Origin of the sequence: Paenibacillus sp. J14, from assembly GCF_000518465.1 — a bacterium.
Classification (GTDB): domain Bacteria; phylum Bacillota; class Bacilli; order Paenibacillales; family Paenibacillaceae; genus Fontibacillus; species Fontibacillus barengoltzii.
This window is the reverse complement of record NZ_JADQ01000002.1, coordinates 14,937-35,793: the sequence shown is the minus strand read 5'-3', so window position 1 is coordinate 35,793 and position 20,857 is coordinate 14,937. Positions and strand designations below refer to the sequence as shown.

At 52.7% G+C, this 20,857-nt stretch carries 14 protein-coding genes, 2 pseudogenes and 1 riboswitch; of the genes and pseudogenes, 8 read left to right on the top strand and 8 right to left on the bottom strand.

Annotation, left to right across the window (positions count from 1 at the left end):
• The first annotated feature begins 2 nt into the window (after positions 1 to 2).
• The 4 genes from M891_RS0100910 to M891_RS0100895 all read left to right on the top strand — a co-directional run bounded on the left by M891_RS0100910 (position 3) and on the right by M891_RS0100895 (position 4,935).
• Entirely contained in the window at positions 3 to 875 is an 873-nt protein-coding gene (locus M891_RS0100910) for a carbohydrate ABC transporter permease (RefSeq protein ID WP_028537468.1), read from the top strand.
• Positions 876 to 982: 107 nt separating this feature from the next.
• Positions 983 to 2,605 carry an extracellular solute-binding protein gene (locus M891_RS0100905; protein ID WP_028537467.1) on the top strand — a complete coding sequence of 541 codons (1,623 nt, stop codon included), beginning with the start codon at positions 983 to 985 and terminating at the stop codon, positions 2,603 to 2,605.
• 74 nt (positions 2,606 to 2,679) lie between these two features.
• Positions 2,680 to 3,831, top strand: a complete 1,152-nt coding sequence (locus M891_RS0100900; protein WP_016313826.1) for a Gfo/Idh/MocA family protein — start codon at positions 2,680 to 2,682, stop codon at positions 3,829 to 3,831.
• A 21-nt stretch (positions 3,832 to 3,852) separates the two neighbouring features.
• Positions 3,853 to 4,935 carry a Gfo/Idh/MocA family protein gene (locus M891_RS0100895; protein ID WP_028537466.1) on the top strand — a complete coding sequence of 361 codons (1,083 nt, stop codon included), beginning with the start codon at positions 3,853 to 3,855 and terminating at the stop codon, positions 4,933 to 4,935.
• 65 nt (positions 4,936 to 5,000) lie between these two features.
• On the opposite strand, the gene M891_RS0100890 is transcribed toward M891_RS0100895, so the two are convergent.
• A complete protein-coding gene (locus M891_RS0100890; protein WP_028537465.1) occupies positions 5,001 to 5,702 on the bottom strand; it encodes an SDR family NAD(P)-dependent oxidoreductase in 702 nt (233 codons plus the stop codon).
• 84 nt (positions 5,703 to 5,786) lie between these two features.
• A pseudogene (locus M891_RS23025) lies at positions 5,787 to 6,116 on the bottom strand (VOC family protein); the annotation flags it as partial.
• Positions 6,117 to 6,306: 190 nt separating this feature from the next.
• Between M891_RS23025 and M891_RS24510 the strand changes: the two are divergent.
• Positions 6,307 to 6,687, top strand: a complete 381-nt coding sequence (locus tag M891_RS24510; protein ID WP_051416785.1) for a hypothetical protein — start codon at positions 6,307 to 6,309, stop codon at positions 6,685 to 6,687.
• Between the two features lie 48 nt (positions 6,688 to 6,735).
• Here M891_RS24510 and M891_RS0100875 read toward each other — a convergent pair whose 3' ends face one another.
• Positions 6,736 to 7,554 carry a protein-glutamine gamma-glutamyltransferase gene (locus M891_RS0100875; RefSeq protein ID WP_028537464.1) on the bottom strand — a complete coding sequence of 273 codons (819 nt, stop codon included), beginning with the start codon at positions 7,552 to 7,554 and terminating at the stop codon, positions 6,736 to 6,738.
• A 142-nt stretch (positions 7,555 to 7,696) separates the two neighbouring features.
• On the opposite strand from M891_RS0100875, the gene M891_RS0100870 reads away from it, so the two are divergent.
• A complete protein-coding gene (locus M891_RS0100870) occupies positions 7,697 to 9,649 on the top strand; it encodes a BglG family transcription antiterminator (RefSeq protein ID WP_028537463.1) in 1,953 nt (650 codons plus the stop codon).
• A gap of 118 nt (positions 9,650 to 9,767) precedes the next feature.
• Positions 9,768 to 11,735, top strand: a pseudogene (locus M891_RS23015) (fructose-specific PTS transporter subunit EIIC).
• A gap of 48 nt (positions 11,736 to 11,783) precedes the next feature.
• On the opposite strand, the gene M891_RS0100860 reads toward M891_RS23015, so the two are convergent.
• From M891_RS0100860 to M891_RS0100845, 3 genes are all read right to left on the bottom strand, one after another.
• Complete coding sequence (locus M891_RS0100860) at positions 11,784 to 13,601, bottom strand: APC family permease (protein ID WP_028537462.1); 1,818 nt, start codon at positions 13,599 to 13,601, stop codon at positions 11,784 to 11,786.
• A 159-nt stretch (positions 13,602 to 13,760) separates the two neighbouring features.
• Positions 13,761 to 13,938, bottom strand: a riboswitch (cyclic di-AMP (ydaO/yuaA leader).
• 240 nt (positions 13,939 to 14,178) lie between these two features.
• On the bottom strand, positions 14,179 to 15,294 hold the full coding sequence (locus M891_RS0100850) for a threonine aldolase family protein (RefSeq protein WP_028537460.1): 1,116 nt from the start codon (positions 15,292 to 15,294) through the stop codon (positions 14,179 to 14,181).
• Between the two features lie 236 nt (positions 15,295 to 15,530).
• On the bottom strand, positions 15,531 to 16,811 hold the full coding sequence (locus M891_RS0100845; RefSeq protein ID WP_028537459.1) for a methyl-accepting chemotaxis protein: 1,281 nt from the start codon (positions 16,809 to 16,811) through the stop codon (positions 15,531 to 15,533).
• Positions 16,812 to 17,082: 271 nt separating this feature from the next.
• Here M891_RS0100845 and M891_RS0100840 point away from each other — a divergent pair, with 271 nt between their 5' ends.
• Entirely contained in the window at positions 17,083 to 17,835 is a 753-nt protein-coding gene (locus tag M891_RS0100840) for an SDR family NAD(P)-dependent oxidoreductase (RefSeq protein WP_028537458.1), read from the top strand.
• Positions 17,836 to 17,882: 47 nt separating this feature from the next.
• Here M891_RS0100840 and M891_RS0100835 read toward each other — a convergent pair whose 3' ends face one another.
• Together M891_RS0100835 and M891_RS0100830 are read right to left on the bottom strand one after the other, a co-directional pair.
• Complete coding sequence (locus tag M891_RS0100835) at positions 17,883 to 19,001, bottom strand: mechanosensitive ion channel family protein (RefSeq protein WP_028537457.1); 1,119 nt, start codon at positions 18,999 to 19,001, stop codon at positions 17,883 to 17,885.
• A 111-nt stretch (positions 19,002 to 19,112) separates the two neighbouring features.
• Positions 19,113 to 20,846 carry a methyl-accepting chemotaxis protein gene (locus M891_RS0100830; RefSeq protein ID WP_028537456.1) on the bottom strand — a complete coding sequence of 578 codons (1,734 nt, stop codon included), beginning with the start codon at positions 20,844 to 20,846 and terminating at the stop codon, positions 19,113 to 19,115.
• Positions 20,847 to 20,857: the final 11 nt, after the last annotated feature.

Here is a 20,857-nt window from a genome sequence, read left to right as displayed (position 1 = left end):
GCGTGATCCGGAATCCGGTTGATAAAGTGATCGATACGTTCGTCATCGTGTTCATCGGCTTATTTGCCTTGTTTTGCGTCTTGCCGATGATCCATATCTTTGCCTTATCCTTCAGCGGCAACCGGGCCATTATGTCCGGGGAGGTATTCCTGTGGCCGGTGGACTGGAACTTCCATTCCTATTCCGCCGTATTCGGGGACAGCTCCATGATGCGGTCCCTGTTGCTGACGGTGATACTGGTCGTCGTCTATACGGCGGTCGCCTTGGTGATGACCATTATGGCCGCGTATGCGTTAAGCCGGAGAAACTTCCGAGGCCGAAACGTGATGTTTGGGCTGATCATTGTCACGATGTTTTTTAACCCGGGGATCATCCCCAATTACTTGCTGATCAAAGAGCTGGGCCTGCTCAATTCGCCCCTGTCGCTCATCTTGCCTCTAATGATTAATGCGTTCCTGCTGATTATTATGAGAACTTCCTTCTCCGGCGTTCCCCATGAACTGGAGGATTCGGCATGGATGGACGGCTGCGGCCATTTCCGCTTTCTGCTTCAGGTCGTACTGCCGCTACAGCTGCCGATTCTTGCGACCATCGGACTTTATTCCGCTGTGGACCGTTGGAACATGTTTCAGGACGCTCTGTTTTACATCAATGATAAAAATTTGTACCCGCTCCAGCTCAAGCTTTATCAAATGGTCATCAACAGCCAAGTGAACGATGCCACGGCGCAGGAAGGCTTTAATGCCGCGACGCCGATTCCTCAAGGCATTCAGTCAGCCAGCATTATGTTTGCTACCGTGCCAATCTTGCTGGTCTACCCTTGGCTGCAGAAATATTTCATTTCCGGCATGTTGCAGGGGGCCATTAAAGGATAGGTCCTTCCCCCCTGCTTGGCAGGAAGCAGCCCGATGTGGATAGCTGCTCTTCGGCCTCCAAGCCGAAGGTCACTATATTTAAACCAATTCAAAAGGGAGGCAACACCATGCGCAAACCATTTCGCTCCTCGATGTTCGCCTTAGTGGCGCTGGTCATGGCCGCAAGCTTCGCTTTAGCAGGCTGCGGCGGAGGAAGCAACAGCTCATCCAGCGGAAACGGAAAGGACAGCGGCGGGAATTCCGCAGCGACGAACAGTTCCCAGGAATCCGCACCGAAGGGGGAACGCATTACCTTAAAGGTGGAGCTGTTTGACCGCAACAATACGCCAGCTGGGGAACCGCCAATTACGGATAACTTCATGACCCAATACATCCAGAAGAGCTTTGGCGACCCGAACAACATCGACGTTGAATTCGTGACGGTGCCGCGTGCCGAAGAGGTCGATAAGCTGAACGTTCTGATGGCCTCGGGCTCCGCTCCGGACATTGTATTCACGTACAGCAAGCCTACCGTGCAAAACTACGTGAAAAGCGGAGGCCTAACTGACCTGGGACCACTCATCGATCAATATGGCCCCAACTTAAAGAAAGTGCTGGAGCCTTCCCTCCCCTACGGCGTATTTGAAGGGAAGCAATATGTCATTCCGGCACTGCGCGTAATTCAAGCTCAAAGCACGACGTTCATTCGCAAGGACTGGCTCGATCAACTGAACCTTCCGCTCCCGCAAACGACGGAGGAATTTGTGAATGCCATGCGCGCCTTTAAAGAGAAGGATCCCGGCAAGACGGGCGGCAAGGTCATCCCTTACAGCTACATCGACGTGTTCCACATGATGCCTCTCGTCAACTCCTTCTGGAAATGGGATGAAATCACGGATCGAGATTTGTACGCGGTACCGAGATGGCTGCAACCGGGGAGCAAAGACGGTTACCGACTGCTGAACCAAATGTATAATGAAGGGCTGATTGATCCGGACTTCGCACTTAGCGACGACTTCAGCCAAGCTTTTGCCCAACAGGTCGTGAACAGCATTGCCGGGGCCGGCACGCCGAACACCAATGAGCCGGTTTATAACGGGTACTATGCCAACTTGAAAGCGAACAATCCGGACGCGGTACTGGAGGCGATCGATCCGTTCTCGACTCCGGACGGGAAGCATCCGAAGCCAGTGTATGAACCGATTGGCGCGTACATCATGGTTCCGAAGACAAGTAAAAACGCAGAGGCGGCTGTGAAATATTTGAACTGGATGGCCGACCCAAGCAACATTCTCGTGCTGCAAAACGGGGAGGAAGGCGTCTCGTACGAAATGAGCGAAGACGGGTTGCCTTTGCTGTTGAATACGCCGGAAGCTCAAAACCTGCTGTACAACTATTACGATTACTGCATCATCCTGAACGGCAAATACATTTCTACCGAAGATCCTAACAAGAACATTGCCGCCAACGCCTTCGATCCTGACTTCAAAGATTTCACCGTCAAGAGTATCCAAGTCGGAACGAATGACGGATATACCCTGCCTCGTGTAGACATCGCGGTGGATGCTGAGATTAAATATGCCAAAATTCTAGAGGATTTCGAAAAAGAAATGCTCGCGAAGATCGTCACGGCCAAACCTGATCAATTCGACAAGGTCTATGACCAGAAGGTCGAGGAATACATGGCCATGGGCGGTAAAGCCGTCATGGAAGGAAAACAAGCGGCTTACGACGAGTTCTACAAGAAGTAATAGATACGGAATCGGGCCTTTCGGAGAGTTCTCGGAAAGGCCCGATTCCCATCCATGCTAGGGAGGGAACCCAAATGATTCATGTAGCCGTGATTGGGGCTGGTGCGATATCCCCGGCCCATATTCAAGCGTATTTACAGTTTCCGCAGCAGTGCCGGATCGTGGCGATCTGCGATATTTATCCAGAGAAGGCGCAGCAAAGGGCAAATGAATTTCAGTTGGATGTAGACATCTATGCCAACTATTCCGAATTGCTCCAGCGCAGCGACATCGACCTGGTCTCCGTATGCACCCCGCCGTATACTCACGCGGAGACAGCGATCGCCTTTTTGAATGCGGGCAAGCATGTGATTGTGGAGAAGCCGATGGCTTCTTCACTGGAGGAATGTGATCGGATGAACGAAGCCGCAGAACAGAGCGGAAAGATATTATCCGTCGTCGCACAGAACCGATTCACAACCCCTATGATGAAGCTGAAAAAGGTGTTGGACACGAAGCTGATGGGGCCGATCGTACACGCGCAAGTCGACTCTTATTGGTGGAGAGGCCACTGTTACTATGATCTGTGGTGGAGAGGTACCTGGGAGAAGGAAGGCGGCGGCTGCACGCTGAATCATGCAGTGCATCATATCGATATTTTTCAATGGATGAACGGTATGCCGGCGGAGATCACTGCCGTGATGAGCAACACCTCCCATGATAACGCCGAGGTGGAGGACATCTCGATCGCCATCGCCCGCTACGATAATGGGGCCCTGGCTCAGCTCACCAGCTCCGTCGTGCATCACGGGCAGGAGCAGCAGTTGATTTTCCAGGGGAAGCATGCGCGGGTATCTGCACCGTGGAAAGTAGCTGCTTCGCTATCGAAGCCCAATGGATTCCCTGAGCCGGATGTAGAACTGGAGGCGAAAATACAGCAGGCTTACGACGAGCAACCGGAGCTGACGCATGAAGGTCACCGCGGCCAAATTCAAGACGTGCTGAATGCGATTGAACATGGGACGCCCGTCCTGGTCGACGGCATACAAGGCCGCAGGACGCTGGAGCTGATTACGGCGATATATCAATCCGCGAGTACCGGCCAAGCAGTGAAGCTGCCGCTGGGTCCGGATAGTCCCTTTTATACACGGCAAGGGATCTTGCAGAACGCAACTTATTTTTACGAGAAGAAGACCAGCATCGAGAATTTTAGCGAGAATACGATCACCTCAGGGGGCAACAGCTAATTCACGAAAGGGGCAGTCGCCATGACGAAGAAGCAAGATGGCATGAACTATGCGCCGAAAGGAAAGCCCAATCCGGTCGTTGGCGCAGGCGATTTCCGCTTTGCGGCGATCGGATTGGATCATGGGCATATCTACGGAATGTGCAACGGGTTGATCGAGGCCGGGGCGGAGCTCACGGCGGTGTATGACCCGGACCCGGAGAAGGTGAAGCGGTTCATTGATACGTTTCCGCAAGCGAAGGCGGCGGCGTCCGAGGAGGAGATTTGGGCAGATCCGGGGATCCGGCTGATCGCTGCGGCCTGCATTCCTTCAGAACGATGCGCCCTCGGGCTCCGGGCGATGGAGCATGGCAAGCATTACTTTGCGGATAAACCAGCGTTTACGACGTTGGAGCAGGTCGAACAAGCGCGACGAAAAACGGAAGAGACCGGGCTCAAATGGGGGATTTATTATGGGGAACGCCTCCATGTAGAGAGCGCAGTATTTGCCGGCCAACTGATCGAGGAAGGCGCCATTGGTCGGGTTGTCCAGGTCATCGGCACTGGGCCGCATCGGGCCAATCCGCAGGCAAGGCCGGAATGGTTCTTTGACCCCGATTGTTACGGTGGGATTTTATGTGATATTGGGTCGCACCAGATCGAGCAATTTCTGTATTACGCAGGCGCAAAGGATGCGAAGGTACTCCACAGCAAAGTAGGCAATTACAAGTTCAAGGAATATCCTCGGTTTGAGGATTTTGGCGATGCGACGCTGCTCGCTGATAACGGGGCGACCTTCTACTTCCGGGTGGATTGGCTGACTCCCGACGGTTTGGGGACATGGGGCGACGGCCGGACCCTCATCTTGGGGACGGACGGCTACATCGAAATTCGCAAATACATCGACATCGCCCGGGAAGCCTCCGGCAATCATCTCTATTTAGTGAATCATGAAGGCGAATTCCATTATGACTGCTCCGGGAAAGTGGGTTACCCTTATTTCGGCGCTTTTATTTTGGATATCCTCAACGGAACGGAAAACGCCATGACCCAAGAGCATGCCTTTAAAGCTGCGGCTTTGTGTATCGAGGCGCAGAAGCAAGCGATTCGGATTGAAACAGATTAGAAAAATGAAGGGGCTGACCCACTCGTCATTTGCGATGACGTGGGCAGCCCCTTGGTTCGTCCATATTACTGCGGCATCGCTTTCCCATCGATACCGATCATCACGGCGTCGGTATCCGCCTTCAGTTTGCCTTCCGCCAAGTCGAGGATCGCCTTCGCCGAATCCAGTGGATCGCCGGGCGCCTGACTGCCGCCCATCGGAGTGCGTATCCAGCCTGGATGCATCGCGTACACGCCGAACCCTTGCGGCACCAGCTCCTTGCGCAACTGAGCGGTAAAATAGTTCAACGCCGCCTTGGACAACGCATACGGATAGTCGCCGCCGTAAGCACCGGCAAAGCATCCAGCCTCCGAGGATACGTTTAGAATAAACGGGCGGTCACTCTCTTTCAGCAGCGGCAGGAAATGCTTCACCATCTTCATCGGGCCGTACAGATTGGTGCGGAACGTATTCTCCACCGCAGCGAATTCCAATCGCTCGATCGACTGGTCCCGGGCCAGCAAGATCCCTGCGTTATTAATCAGCGCGTCCAACTTTCCCCATCTGTCAGCCATAGCCTCCTTGGCTTTGGCGATCGAATCTTCCTCGTCCACATCCAGCTCAAGCAGCGTCAACTTCCCTGGAGCTCCTTCCTGCCGCGCCTTCAACGCATCTACGTTCGTTTCCAGCGAGCGTATGCCAGCCGCTACCTCATGGCCGCGTCGCAACGCTTCCCCAACGATCTCCAAGCCAAGTCCCTTTCCCGCTCCTGTTACGATCAGTTTCATCGTCCAACCTTGCCTCCTTGAGATAGTATGAATCCGTTTTCATTTCTAATTACGACCATTGCTCAACATATAACTATCTTCCTGAATCTTCTCCTTCATCCCGTCGATCACAAAAGCAATATGGTGCATGCCTTCCCCTTTCTCCTCCAGGAAGTCCCGCCAAGTGCTGGGATGCTCATCCGGTTCGATCAGCTCCAGCTGCAGCTGGCCGCAATCAAAAAACGCCAGTTTCGCGCGAGCCAGAGACGGTGCCCCTTGATATTCCGTCTTCGCTACTTCCACCGCATCCGTCCAAAACCAAGCGGGCTTCTCCACGCCCAGGAAATCCGCGTAGGCTTGCGAAACGGCTTCAATATCCCTAACGACAATTCCGATTTGCGTAATCACCTTGGTGCCTAACGGTTGTTTGTCCATGTGCGGTCGCTCCTCTTCTTTTTTTCATAATAAATGATTGTGATGAGGCCATCGCTCAATGCATCCCCATCTTAGCATATTCGCACGCATTCCGGTACAAAGCAGATCACTCGCAAAATGAAGGACACGAACCATCGGCACAAATGCCCATCTCCGTGAATATACTGCAGCAAGAACAAAGGAGGAATGGATGGAAATGCCAAGTATGTATTCACCTTACGGCGGTACACCAAGCCAAGTAAGCCCGATGAGCCAAGAGCCGATGGGATACGATCACAAGAAACAGATGATGGAGATGTGTAAAAAATATCATCATCACCTCATGCAAATGGAAGGCACCGATGGCAGAATGTATGAAGGGATCATCGATGGAATGGATGATGACCACGTCTATCTGCTCGTTCCGGTTGGGGATATGGATGATCGCGCATTCGGGTTCCCTTATGGCGGTTATCCTTACTACGGAGGCTTTGGTTACGGATATGGCTATCCGCGCCGCTTCCGCCGCTTTATTCGCCGGCCTTACCCGTTCTTCTTCTTCAGAAGATTCTTCTTCCCGTTCTTCTTCTAATCTTAAAGCAACAAAGCCTCCTGCCAGATGCGGGAGGCTTTGTTGTTCTTAGGCTTGGTTGGAATCCGGGTGATAGGCTTCGTTCTGGGAGCCGCGGCGACGATAAACGGTACTGCCGATCCGAGCATACACGCCGCGTAAGGAACGAATATGATCGTAATTGGGATAAATAATCAAATCCATCAGGTACGCCGATCGCCGGCTGCCGGGTTTTCTTCTTCGGTTAAGCGCGTCGATGATCCCAGCGGAAGAACGGATGCCGATGCCATGGCCATAATAGCGGTCTTCGCCCAGCATGATGACGTTCTCCCCTTGCCATTCCGGAGTTTCAGGGTTATGATCCGGATTTTTGAAATAGAGAATATCCCCGGGATAAGGCCCCAGTCTTAAACTTCCTTGACGAAATCCCAGATCACTGTCATACAGCCAATCGTAAAGATACAAGTTGGTAAAATACGTATTAAACGCCCGGCTGCCGATTTGATCCAGTACGGCCTTGTACATCACGATCATCATCGCCATCGAGCATTCGAAGCCATAAAGCGGACCGTTCCGGTAAATGTCGGTGATGGCATCCGACGGCGCTACTCCATTTTTTAGCCGAAACCCTCCTTCCTCCGTACGGTTCCAGTACATCTCATTGCATCGGGATTTACGGTAGACCGCAAACTGAGCCCCGCTTCCATTCAGCGCCAAGGCCGAATCCACGATCGAGTTGCGGAGCGCCAATTCGAACAGCAATTCATCTAAAGAACCGTAACGATAGGGTATCGGGCTTCGTTCTTGCGCCTGCACAATTTCCCTTTGAAGCGGAGGCAGCGTCATTTGGGCAAGTTGCCTCTTATCTTGTGGCGGCAGTAGGATCAAACCTGTTCCCCTCCTTGTCAATATTCAGGTGAATCTAGGTTAGTGTACGTGCGGATGAGGGGATTGGTGCCCGGCCGTATCGAATCTACCTGTTCCAGAAATGCTAATCCCATCATTTAGATAAAGGGGGTGACGCGAAACGATGAACGACCGTCAGAAGGACATTTTACATATGCTGCTTACCGATGCCCGGCCTCACTTGGTGATCCGGGATATCGCCGTGCACTTTGGGTGCTCGGAGAAAACGATACGTAACGATCTGGACGAAATCGATCAGTATTTAGCTCAATCGTCTACTAGCCGTGTGGTCCGCAAGCCTGGATACGGGGTGACCTTGGATATTTCTGAGTCGGACAAGGCTCAACTCACCGCAGAACTGCTCCGATCAAGGTCCAGCAAGCCAAAGGAACAGGAAACGGAAGAGGAGCGGCTTATTGCTGTGGCCTACCAACTCTTGATGGAGACGAAGCCGGTCACAATTCAAGAGCTGGCCGACAAGCACTACACCAGTAAGACCGTAATCAAAAAAGATTTGGATACCTTGCGGGATTGGCTCGACAAATGGGACCTGACCGTCGTTTCCAAGCAAAAGGTCGGCGTCCTGCTCGAAGGGAAAGAACGGGATAAACGCGCGGCGTTGTCCAAGCTGTCCCAACTCACCGGCGAAGCAGGCCAAGCCTTCATCAAGGATCGGTTTGCTCCCCATGAGCTTGCTATCGTGACCCGCGAGCTCAAGCAGCTCGAGCTTGATGCGCAGCTTGCTTTTACGGATGAAGCGTTCGACAATCTGCTGATTCATACGCTGCTGATGATTCGGCGAACGAAACTGAAACAGCCGATTACCTTCTCCGAGCAAGAGAAGGTCTTTGTCCGCGGGAAGCCGGAGTTCCGCTGGACGGGAGCCTTCATTCGGAAGCTAGAGCGCTTCTTCGCGGTTCATTTCCCTGAGGATGAAGTTGCTTATTTGACCGCGCATATTCTGGGCGGGAAGATTCGCTCCCGGGCACGGATCGAAACGGCGGAGCCTGAAGCCGGCCCATCTGCGGAAACGGCGGAAGCTCGCGGTTTAGCGGAGTCGCTCGTAAGGAAGATGTCTGCCTTAACCTGGGTCGATTTTGGCCAAGATGAGGCTTTGATGGAAGGCTTACGCATTCATTTATATTCCACGTTGAACCGGTTAAGTTATGGGCTTACCGTATCGAATCCGATGCTGCAGGATATCAAGCGAATGTATCCTTACATGTTCGATATGGTGATTTATGCGACGAGAGAGTTAAGCGAAGGGTATCCCTTCACCATTCCTGAAGAGGAGGTAGCATATTTGACGCTGCATTTTCAGGCTTCAGTAGAGAGACTGAGCCAACCTGCGGAGACAAGGAAGCGAATCGTGACCGTCTGCCATATGGGGGTGGGCATGTCCCAAATCTTGCGCAGCAAGCTGGAGCGCAAATTCCCTGAGCTGCATGTATTGGATTCCGTTCGGAAAGCTGATCTTACGGGATATTTAGCTCAACATTCGGTTGACTTTATCATCTCCACAATTCCTTTGGAGAATGTGAACGTCCCCTATATCACGGTATCCCCGCTGCTGGAGACTGGCGAAACGCAGAAGATCGCCGACTTCATCGGCAAGTTGGACCAAGAATCCGGTCACGCCGAACACGCTGGCTCGATTCTGGGCATGTACACGCAGCCTTCGCTCATCTTCCCGCGCCTGACCATCGGCCATCGATTCGAGCTGATCGAGCTGTTAGGGAACGAGCTCGCCAAGCAGGGGTTCGTTGAGCCGGATTACGCGCATCAGGCTTTGCTGCGGGAACGGCTCTCGTCCACGACCATCGGCGGCGGCATCGCAATCCCCCATGGCGATCCGAAGCTGATTCGCACCTCGCGGATCGCTGTTGCCACCCTGGAAGAGCCGTTGGAATGGCAGGAAGAGAAGGTGTCCGTCGTATTTATGCTGGCGCTTGCCCCGCAGGAGCAAGAGATGACGAAAAAACTGTTCCAGCGCCTGTCCTTGCTAAGCGAACAGCCTTCAACCGTTGAGCGGCTCGTGCAGGCACGGACTCCCGAGGAGCTGCTCAATTGCTTATAGGGAAAAAAATCAGTTTTTCCGCAACTTCCGGTAATATAAAGTTCTTTTCCGCCGTTCCTTTTGCGATAAGATGAGTCATGTAAACGATTTCGATCTTTGATTACAGGAGGAAACATCCATGAAACTACTGGCGATTACCTCATGTCCCAACGGGATTGCCCATACGTACATGGCGGCGGAAAATCTGTAAAAAGCCGCCGACAAGCTAGGTATTGCCATGAAGGTCGAGACCCAAGGCTCGATCGGAGTGGAAAACGAATTCACGGAGGAAGATATCCGCCAAGCGGACGGCATCATCATCGCGGCCGACAAAACGGTAGACAAACGCCGGTTCGTCGGCAAGAAGCTGCTCGTTGTTGGTGTGCAGGAAGGCATACGGAACCCCGAGGCGCTGATCCAACAGATGATTCGCGGAGAAGTGCCGGTATACCAAGGACAGGATAACAATGAAGGTACGCCGGCCAAACAGACCGGCGCCAAGCAGCAAAACGCCTTTTATCGCCACCTGATGAGCGGTGTCTCGTATATGATTCCGTTTATCGTCGTGGGCGGTCTCTTGATCGCCATCGCTCTCTCGATCGGCGGCGTACCTACTCCGGGCGGCCTGCAAATTCCAGAAGACTCGTTCTGGAAAACCATCGAGAAGCTGGGATCTGCGTCCTTTACGTTTATGGTACCGGTGCTAGCCGGGTTCATCGCGTTTAGTATCGCCGACCGGCCGGGTCTCGCTCCCGGGATCATCGGCGGTTACATCGCCGCCAATGGCAGCTTCTACGGAAGTGAAGCCGGTGCCGGCTTCATCGGCGGGATCATCGCCGGTTTCCTGGCGGGTTACGTTGCACTTTGGATCAAGAAGTGGAAGGTGCCGAAAGCGATCAATCCAATCATGCCAATCATCATCATCCCGGTTCTCTCTTCGCTGATCGTAGGTCTCGCCTTCATTTACCTGCTTGGCGGCCCGATCGCCCAAGTGTTTGAATGGCTGACCAACTGGCTTGCCAGCATGCAAGGAGCCAGCTCGATTCTGCTGGCCTTGATTCTGGGCGCCATGATCTCCTTCGACATGGGCGGTCCGGTTAACAAGGTAGCGTTCATGTTCGGCTCCGCGATGATCGCGGAGGGGAACTATCAAATCATGGGTCCGATCGCCGTTGCGATCTGTATTCCGCCGATCGGTCTGGGCCTGGCAACGTTCTTGTTCAAACGCAAGTTCCATAATGCCGAACGGGAATCCGGCAAAGCCGCCTTTACGATGGGCTTGTTCGGGATCACCGAAGGTGCGATTCCGTTCGCATCGCAAGACCCACTGCGCGTTATTCCCAGCATCATGGTCGGCTCGATGACAGGTTCCGTCATCGCCATGCTGGGCGGCGTCGGCGACCGCGTAGCTCACGGCGGTCCAATCGTTGCCGTACTTGGCGCCGTTGACAATGTCCTCATGTTCTTCGTGGCCGTCATCGCGGGTTCCATCGTTACGGCCTTAATGATCAAATTGCTGAAGAAAGAACAGGTCGAGCCTCAGCTCGCCGAAGCGAGCGCTGCGGACGAGGCGGCTCCAGCCATGGAAACGCCACGTGCGGAGAACGTCCGCCCGGTAAGCGTGCCGGCTGCCGAAGCTCAAAGCACAGTTCGCAAGCTGACGGATATCATCAGTTTGGATCTGATTGAGCCTTCCCTGTCCGCGTCAACACGGGACGGGATCATCGACGAAATGATTGCAAAGCTGAACGCTGAAGGTGTGCTGACCTCCTCTGCTGAGTTCAAGCAGGCGATTCTGAAGCGCGAGCAAGAAAGCTCTACCGGCATCGGCATGAACGTCGCCGTACCGCACGGGAAGTCGGTGGCGGTGCTGAAGCCAAGAGTCGTATTCGGGATCAAGCCGGAAGGCGTGGATTGGAGCAGCGCGGACGGAACGCCCGCTAAGTTGATCTTTATGATCGCTGTCCCTGCCGAAAACAAAGGCAATGAGCATTTAAAAATTCTGCAAATGCTGTCCCGCAAGCTGATGGATGACGCATTCCGCGAACAGCTGCTGCAGGTGAAAACCAAACAGGAAGCTTATCAGCTGCTGGATCAAATTCAATAATTAAACTAAGGTCCCCCGAGCCGTTGCGACGGCTTCGGGGGAATTTGCTTATTTTTGCAAATGATAAGGTACAGTCGCAATGACGATATCTTTCTTGTTAAACAAATAAGCTCTAAGCAACAAGCTCGACTGATTATGCAAAATATTCTGCCACCAGTGCCGAGGAATAAACTGAGGAATCAGGACGGTAATGTGATCGGTCTCCGCCGTTTTCCATTCCACGGTATCAATGAACTTCATCAGCGGCCGGATAATGCTGCGGAAGCTGGAGCGCAGCGTAATGAGCCGAACCCCCGGATTCCATTCCTCCCACTTCTTCTCCATCCGTTCGATGTCCTCATCATCAAATCCGACATACACCGCAACAACGTTATCCGTCAGCGATTTGGCGTAGCTTAACGAGTTCATCACGACACGGGTAACGCCCGCCACCGGCACGACGATCGTGCTGCCCTTTATGCAAGGTTTGTCTTTATCGATGTCAATCCGAAGCTGGTCGGCGATATTGATATAATGTCGATGGATCTGGTAGAAAATAAACATCACGAGCGGCAAGAAGATAAATACGAACCAGACATGTGAAAACTTCGTGATAATGAAGATGAGCGTAATGCCCAGCGTCGTCAGCATGCCAATCGTGTTAATCGTAAACCGGAACACCCAACCTTGCGGCTTGCGCTTGATCCAGCGCACCATCATCCCCAGCTGGGACAAGGTGAACGGAATAAATACCCCAACCGCATAGAGCGGAATCAGGCTTTCCGTGTCGCCGTGGAATCCAAGAACCAGCAGCGCCGAGGTTACGCCCAGGAAGATAATTCCGTTTGAAAAGCCAAGCCGGTCACCGCGCACCATAAACGCATGCGGCATGTATTTGTCCTTGGCGAGCATAAACGCCAGCAGCGGGAAGGCCGAATAAGCCGTATTGGCGGCCAAAAACAAGATTAACGCCGTAATACCTTGGATCAAGTAGTACAAGCTCCCTCTCCCAAAGGTCGATTCAGCGATTTGAGAAATCACGGTGGCCTTCGGATCTGGAGCAATGCCGTACCAATAAGCCAGCGTACTAATCCCAATAAACATGGTACAGAGAATAACCCCCATCATCACCAGCGTGGCTGCGGCATTCCGTTCTGCCGGTGGCTTAAAGTTCGGAATAGCGTTGGACACCGCCTCAACCCCAGTTAAGGCCGAGCATCCCGAACTGAACGCCTTAAGCAGCAGGAACAAGCTGACATTGGATACGGCCGTCCCAAACTCCGGCACACTGGCATGAATCCCGCCAGTCCAATACTTGTAAAGTCCCGACACAATCAGGACAAAGATGGAGGCCACGAACAAGTATACCGGAACCGCCAACATCGAGGCCGATTCTGTAACTCCACGCAGGTTCATCATCGTCAACAGCGTAATCATCAACAGGGCGATCAATACCCGTTGATCATGCAGCATCGGGAAAGCCGATGTGATGGCATCCGTACCGGCTGACGAGCTTACAGCCACCGTTAAAATATAGTCGACAAGCAGCGATCCGCCGGCCAGTAGTCCGGTTGAACGCCCTAGGTTATCCATCGCCACGATATAAGCGCCGCCTCCAGTCGGATAGGAGAAAATCGTTTGGCGATACGACAGAATCAGAATCAACAAAAGCCCAAGTACCGCAAATGAGATCGGAATCGAATACCAGAGAGCGGAAAATCCCGCCGCCATCAGGACGATCAGAATCTGCTCGGTCCCGTATGCCACGGAGGACAATGCGTCCGACGACAACACGGCCAGCGCTTTAAGTTTGCTAAGCTTTTCTCCTTCAATTTCAGTGCTTTTCATCGGTCTGCCAATCAATATCCGTTTCAGTTTGCTTCCCATGATGAGATCCTCTTTTCATTCGCAAAATAAACCTTCGATCCTGATCCATTCTTACTCCTATAGGGCTCTCATGCATGCAGCGAACAACGCAAAAAGGCCGCAGGAAAGCTGGACCTTCCCGCAGCCGCTTTGAAAAAAATCTCAAGCGTCACCGCGACAATTCCCTCTTTCGGACGCTTACGGAGTTAGCTGACGGATTCGGGCACGAAAGCAGCCCTACGCCGGTTTGGCTTACTGGCCAAATCAAGCGATTCACCCCGGAAACCGCCTCATTGGGCGAGTTTCATTGGTTCCCCCGTTTCTTTCTGCATGAGAAAGAACTCAGCGATCAGGTTTTGTCATATCAATTTTTGTTACGGATGAATCATACTCCCCGTCTGAAGAAGTGTAAAGAAGAGGGAAAGGCAAATTCGCCGAGAAAAGAGATCGGCCTTGTTCGAGGAAGCGCATACATCACTCTCTTGCATTCATTATTGCGAGCAGGCTTGAATTATCGAAGCATATATGCAAAAAAACACCGTAAGGAACGACATCAAATCGCATCCTACGGTGCTCTGCATCTCAAACAAATCCAAGTTTAAAGCGAAAGTCCCTTCAACTTCTTATCCAGCAGCTCGAACGCTAGCTGCAGCCGATCTTTCGGCACCTCACTGTAGCGGTCTCCGATGCTGATTTCAAAGGCACTTCCCCCATCCGCTTTCTCTTTCAAGAACGAGGTGAAACCAACCCCGGTTTCCCGATAGACTTCAATCAGCACGGACTCCAATCGCTCCTTGGGAACGTCCGAATGCACATGGAACATGTTCGACACCGGGATCTCCGGAACGGTCTTCATCCGATGACATTGATTAAACAGACTGGAGAGCTCTTGTGCTTGCTGATAATACTTTTTCATCTTTCCGACACGTTTCTCATAATAGTAATCCGCACTGAGAAAATAAGGATACAAGCTGATAAGATCCCCGCCGTGGCGCCTTTTCCATACCTTCGACTCCTTCGTCAGCTCCGGATCCCCGGCCAATATGGCTCCGGCAATCCCGCCGATCCCTTTGTAGAACGAGATATAGACGCTGTCGAACAGGGCGCAAACCTCAGCGGCGGTTTTTTCGTAGTAAGGCAACACTTCAAACAGTCGGGCTCCGTCCAGATGCAGCTTGATGCCTCGCTCCCGGCAGTAGGTGGATATAGCTTCAAGCTCTTCGAACGGCGGCAGTTGACCGCCGATTTCACGCTGCGGCAGCTCCAACAGCAGGCATGAGACATCCTCTGGCAGCTGACGAACGTCCTCCATCTCAATCAGCCGATCTGGATCCGCCAAGAGAATCGGCTCCAGCCCGTGCAGCTCCTTCAACCCGTCCTCCTCATGAATCTCCAAATGGCATAAAGGATGATAGGCCACACGTTTGGACCCTTTGCGGTCACACCATATCCGCAGGGCAATTTGCTGCGCCATTGTACCGCTCGGAAAAAATACAGCAGACTCCTTACCAAGCACTGCAGCCATTTTCGCTTCGAAAGCTTCCAGCGCTTGCCCTGAACCGTACATGTCACTGTCTACCCCGCCGCTGATCTCGGCAAAGGCCTGCTTCAACACTTCTACATTGCGTTTTCCGTGGCCCGCCACTTGATAAACTGTCCGTTCAAAGGCTGCCTTCAGTGTCCGCCTATCCAGTACTCCATCATTTCCATACATGCTCCTCACCGCTCCTCTCCCACGCTGTCTGTCTAATTTCAGTATGATCATGCTTATTATAACGCCATTTGAAGCAGGAAACGATGATCCAGATTGATCGGAGGGGCGAAGCAGTCTTATAGGACCCCTTCTGCACATTATCCCTTTCATTCAGTGTGAAGAAATCGAAAAGATGAATGATGAAATAGTAAAAAGAACGCCTGCAAAAGCAAGCGCCCTTTCTAATTGCTATGGGATTAAAGCTTGAACACGTTCGTCAACCCGTTCATATTCTCGGACAGTTCGACCAATTTACAGGAGGTCTGCTCGATATCCCCAAAGATCTGCTCCTGCGTACCCAGCTGATCTTGAATAACGCCAGAGACTTGCAGGCCCGACTCGATCGTGGTGTTCACATCCTCCAGCGTTGCGGTCATTTCCTCCAGCGCAGCGGCTTGGGTGGTAACCCCGTCGGAAATATCGTTCAACATGGCGAAGGTGTTCTCGATATTATCGATGATTTGCTCGATATTAACCTTCACATTCTCGGATTGCGTGACGCCTTGCTGCACCTTCTCTTCCGTCTGAGCAACCGCAGACACGACACTGCCAGTACGAACTGTCATATCTTCGACCAAGCTGCTGATTTCCTGAAGGGAGTGATTCGTATCCTCGGCTAATTTCCGGATTTGCCCGGCTACCACCGCGAACCCTCTTCCCTCTTCCCCGGCCCGGGCCGCTTCAATCGCCGCGTTAAGGGCTAACAGGTGGGTCTGTTCTGAAATTTGTTTAATGATGCTGATAACCTCGGTAATTTTCTGGCTTTGTTCCTCAAGCCCAAGCACCTCGCTGTTAACGTGCTTCGTATTCGCTGCGAGCTCGTTAATCGCCTCCACGATCGATTCCACCGAACGCTTCCCGCCTTCGGCGGAACGCATAACCGATTGGGCTTGCTCCGCAATGCGGCTTGTCAGTTCTGCCGTCGTCTGCGAATGGTTCGTAATTTCGGAGATCGCAACCGCCGTTTGCTTCATGCTTTCTGCATTTTGGGTAAATACGGATAACAAATGCTTGATGCCTTCGTTAATTTCGTGCACCTGCCCATTCGCCTGCTCAATGATGCGGTTTAACTCTTCCGAAGACAGCGTCACTCGTTCGGAGGAGGATTGGATGGATGCGATCAAATGCTTCAAGTTATCTCTAGCCTTCTGAAGCGAGCGGATCATTTGCCCAGCCTCGCCTTGTTGAAACGTATGTATTTTGACAGATAGATCGTTTTCTGCCATGGAATTGGCCAGCCTCGCGCCCGCTTTAAGCGGACGAACTAGAAAAGCTTCGGAAATAAACGCAGATATCACTTGGAAAATGAGAAAAATGATCAATGCCTTTAATACCAAAGAGGGGGTAATCAGTTTAAAGAAATCATTACTCTGGCTATAGGATAAGGTTACAATAAGAGCGGTGTTGGAGACGAACATGGCCAAGAAGACAAGCACCATGATTCGGGTCCGGATAGAAATATTGCGAATTCGATTCATTCTAGTATCACCTGGTTTATTTGTAGTATGGTAAAAATCAAAATCCTCTGGCACATTTTTTTATCCGCTCCAGGTATCTCCTCCCATTCTCGAGATAGGCATTGAGTTCCAAATCTTGCATGTGATTTTCGTTATATAGTCCAATATATAGTCCAAATTGACCATAGTCAAATTCATGTTAAATGGTAGTAAACCGCTTACAAGTCTAGTAAAATAAATAAGTTAGGACATCAATAAAAGTCATCCTATCGCACACAGGGGGGGGAACCGAATGGTAGATGTAAATGGAAAATGGGCGCTCATTACCGGAGCCAGCCGCGGGATAGGGTATCAAATCGCGAAGTTTATGGCCGAGCAAGGCTGCAACTTGATTCTGCATAGCCGCAAGCTAGAGCATACCCGGCAATTGGAGCAAGAAGTTCGGACATTGGGCGTCCAGGTCTATTCTGTACAAGCCGAGTTGTCTAACCAGCAGGAAGTTGTCGCTATGCTAGATGAAATCGAAGCCCAAGGCACGCCGGTTGACATCGTATTTAATAATGCCGCCGTTCAAATCGCTTACCGGAAGGATTATTGGCAGACTCCGGTCTCCGATTTCGAGCAGAGCTTCCAAATTAATTTCATCTCCATCGTGACGATCTGCAATCGATTGATCCCCAAGATGATCGAACGCGGCTTCGGCCGGGTCATCAACACAACCAGCGGGATCAAAAACGAACCGGAGCAAGCCGGCTACGCCGCAAGCAAAGCCGCGCTCGACAAGTTCACCAAAGATCTCGCCTCCCGTCTCGAAGGCACGGACGTGATGATTAATTTAAGCGATCCGGGCTGGTGCCGGACCGATCTGGGCGGCCCGCATGCCCCGAATTCGGTGGAAAGCGTACTTCCGGGCATCGTGGTGGGCGCTTTTGTTGACGACCAGAAGAGCGGGCGTTATTTCCCCGCGCAAAGCTTCACCGGTCTGACGCTGGAGGAAGCCGTCGCTAAGGCAGAGGAGATCGAAGCAGTGCCTTATACGATTTAACGCAAAAAAACCATCCCGCGAGCAACCTGCCGCGGGATGGTTTGCATTCAGACCTCATATTGTCTCGAGCGGGTGGTGTCCACCTCACCGGACGTGGCCGGCGCTGATTCGAGAAATACGCGTTGTGCCGGATAAGCCAGCTTAATCCCCTCTTCCTCTAACACCTGCATAAAGGCCAGATTCATTTCCTGACGCGCTGACAAGTACTCTCCCCAAACGGTTGATCGCGTGAAGTAATAGATGAAAATGCCTAAGCTGCTCTCGTTGAAATCCGTAAACTTCACGAAAATGGTGCCTGGGTCGATTTGCTCGTTGTCGCGAAGCAGTTGTTCGATTCGACGGATGGCTGCCATCATCCGTTCCCGATCAGAGTCCAGCGCCACAGGAAGTGTAAAAGTCACTCTGCGCTTGCCCATTTTGCTCCAGTTCGTGATCGGCTGATCTGCCAGTTGCGCATTGGGGACGGTAATCACCGCATCAGCGAAGGTGCGGATCTTCGTGCTGCGGAAGGTAATGTCCTCCACCATGCCTTCAGCGGTAGGCGTCAGAATCCAATCTCCTTTGGAAAATGGCTTTTCCAAAATAATCACAATGCCGCCAAAGATGTTCCCTAACGTATCTTTGGCAGCCAAAGCTACAGCTAAGCTGCCTAACCCCATGCCGGCCACCAGTCCATTGATGCTAAATCCCCACTCCGCCCCAATTAAGGCTACAGTGATGATAACCACAACGATCCGGAGGACCTTCGATAAGAACGGAATAAGCATGCTTGCATCGTCTAATCGGATTTTGCGGCTTAATCCCTCCAGCAATACCGAGGATTGGGCGGATAGGATGTACATCCCCCATCCGATCAAGGCGATGACGCCGCTGCGGAATAAGGGATCCAGGCCTACGGCGATTTCCACATTGCGCGGCAGCAAATATTTCAACCCTATTTCAAGGCCAATCAGAATAAATAACCACCGAAAAGGCCGCTCCAGCACTTGTCTCCATAGATTTAGCCGGTCCGGCTTCGCCGTCTTTCTGCGATCCAGCAGAGCGAAAGCCAGCTTCACGAACGCTTTGCTAAACAAAGCGAACAGCGCCATAATGCCGACGGCAATTCCAAGATCCTCCCAACCCAATTGTCCGAGGGACTTCAACACTTTTCCCCCATCGTTCAATGTTATAGCACCCCCTTAAATAAAGGGCCATTATAACATGATCCGGTGAAAGATGTCTAAAGGCCATAACCCACAAACGACATGTCGTGAGCCCGAGGGATGCGCTGCCGCCTACACTTTAAACTTGCCGATCATCGCCTGCAGTTCCTCAGACAACTGACTTAGCCCCTCCATTGAAGCCATCATTTCTTGAACGCCGGCGTATTGTTCCTCGGTGTGGGCATAGACCTCGCGGGAGCCGCTGGCGGTCTGCTGAGCGACCCGGTCGATCGTGGTGATTGCCTGGACGACAGCATCCGATTGGGAGTACAGTTGCTCCGCCTGCCCGGTCACCCGGCTGATTTGCCCAGCCACCTGCTCGACCGCCTGACGGATGCTGCTGAACACCTCACCAGCTTGCTGAACCGTCGCAATGCCTGCTGCGACCTCCTGCGAACCGGCTTGGGCCGCCTCGATCACCAGCTCCATCTCACTGCGCACCCCTTCGAGCATCTCAGTCACATCGGCTGCGGCCGCTCCGGTCTCTGCCGACAGCTTGCGCACCTCCCCAGCGACCACGGCGAACCCTTTACCAGCCTCTCCCGCCCGTGCCGCCTCAATGGAGGCGTTCAGCGACAACATCTGCGTCTGCTTGGCGATCCCGGCAATCAGCTTCGCGGCCTCCGCAATTTGACCCGAGCGAACGCCTAGCCGCTCGATGAAGGCGCGAAGCTCGTCCATCTGCCGCTGGATCGAGGCCATCTGGGCCGCCGCTTGTGCCACAATGTCCTCGCCGGCCCGCGTTTCGTGCACCGCCGCTTCCGATTCTTCGCGGGCGTCATCCGCGAGGCTGGCCATCTCCTGGGCCCCCGCAGCCATCTTCGTCACTTGGGTCACGCCCAGTTCTACAGATTGCACCTGCTCCTCGCTTCCAGACGAAATTTGCCCCATGATATCGGAAATTTCTCCAGAGGAGGCGCGGAACTGCTCCGACTGGTGTCGCAGCTGATCCGCCGATGCAGCAACACGTCCCGCATGCCGACCCAGATTGCCGATCATTTCCTGCCAGCTTCGTCTCATATGGTTAAACGCAGCTGCGAGTTCGCCAATCTCATCACGGTTACTCACCGCGATCTCTGCAAGGGTTAAATCGCCGTCCGCCAATTCGCGGGCCCCCTTGACCATCACTCGCATCGGTTTGACGATTTTCCGGGACAACAGGACACCGGTCAAGACAGCGAACAGGATCGCGATGGCTCCGCAAATCGCTAATATCCATAGGGTGGTCGCCGATTCTTTCTTGAACTCGGCTAATTTCGCCTGAAGTTCGCTTTCCTGCAAGGTCCGCAATTCACTTGCCCCATCAATCATCGCATCTGACGTCGGAATCGCCCACATCAGCGCTTCTGTTTTCGCCAAATCCGGCTTGTCCGATTGAACATAATCGCGAACCTTCGTCAGCAAGCGAGCAAACGTCGCATTGGATTCCGATAACGAGGAAGCAACCGCCCCCTGCTCTTCACTTGCGGAAGCGCTTACGATTCGGCTGATGATTGTGTTCAGTTCTTCATTAGCTCCGGTTAACTGCTGTTCCTTCTCGGGCGAAGGCTCCACGATATAACTAAACAAGAGGCTGTTCTGACGCTGTGTCTCCATCTCCAACCTGGCCGCCTGATCCCGTGCTGCCGTATTCTGCTCAAGCAGCTCGGAATAGTTCTGATCCATCCGGTTCAAGAACGCGTAGGCCACTCCAGCAATAACCCCCACCAGCAGCGATACCGTGATAAAAGCTGCCGTCAGCTTCCGACCGAGCGAAAAAGCGTGCCCTCCAGCTCCTACTCCATTGGATTTCTTCTGCTTCTCCATCTGTTGTCCCC

Excerpts from the sequence above, each read along its gene's own strand:
- M891_RS24510 (WP_051416785.1), top strand. The coding sequence starts at position 6,307 with ATGGAAATGCCAAGTATGTATTCACCTTACGGCGGTACACCAAGCCAA.
- M891_RS0100850 (WP_028537460.1), bottom strand. The coding sequence starts at position 15,294 with ATGTATGGAAATGATGGAGTACTGGATAGGCGGACACTGAAGGCAGCC.
- M891_RS0100840 (WP_028537458.1), top strand. The coding sequence starts at position 17,083 with ATGGTAGATGTAAATGGAAAATGGGCGCTCATTACCGGAGCCAGCCGC.
- M891_RS0100900 (WP_016313826.1), top strand. The coding sequence starts at position 2,680 with ATGATTCATGTAGCCGTGATTGGGGCTGGTGCGATATCCCCGGCCCAT.
- M891_RS0100905 (WP_028537467.1), top strand. The coding sequence starts at position 983 with ATGCGCAAACCATTTCGCTCCTCGATGTTCGCCTTAGTGGCGCTGGTC.
- M891_RS0100860 (WP_028537462.1), bottom strand. The coding sequence starts at position 13,601 with ATGGGAAGCAAACTGAAACGGATATTGATTGGCAGACCGATGAAAAGC.
- M891_RS0100870 (WP_028537463.1), top strand. The coding sequence starts at position 7,697 with ATGAACGACCGTCAGAAGGACATTTTACATATGCTGCTTACCGATGCC.
- M891_RS0100890 (WP_028537465.1), bottom strand. The coding sequence starts at position 5,702 with ATGAAACTGATCGTAACAGGAGCGGGAAAGGGACTTGGCTTGGAGATC.
- M891_RS0100845 (WP_028537459.1), bottom strand. The coding sequence starts at position 16,811 with ATGAATCGAATTCGCAATATTTCTATCCGGACCCGAATCATGGTGCTT.
- M891_RS0100895 (WP_028537466.1), top strand. The coding sequence starts at position 3,853 with ATGACGAAGAAGCAAGATGGCATGAACTATGCGCCGAAAGGAAAGCCC.
- M891_RS0100830 (WP_028537456.1), bottom strand. The coding sequence starts at position 20,846 with ATGGAGAAGCAGAAGAAATCCAATGGAGTAGGAGCTGGAGGGCACGCT.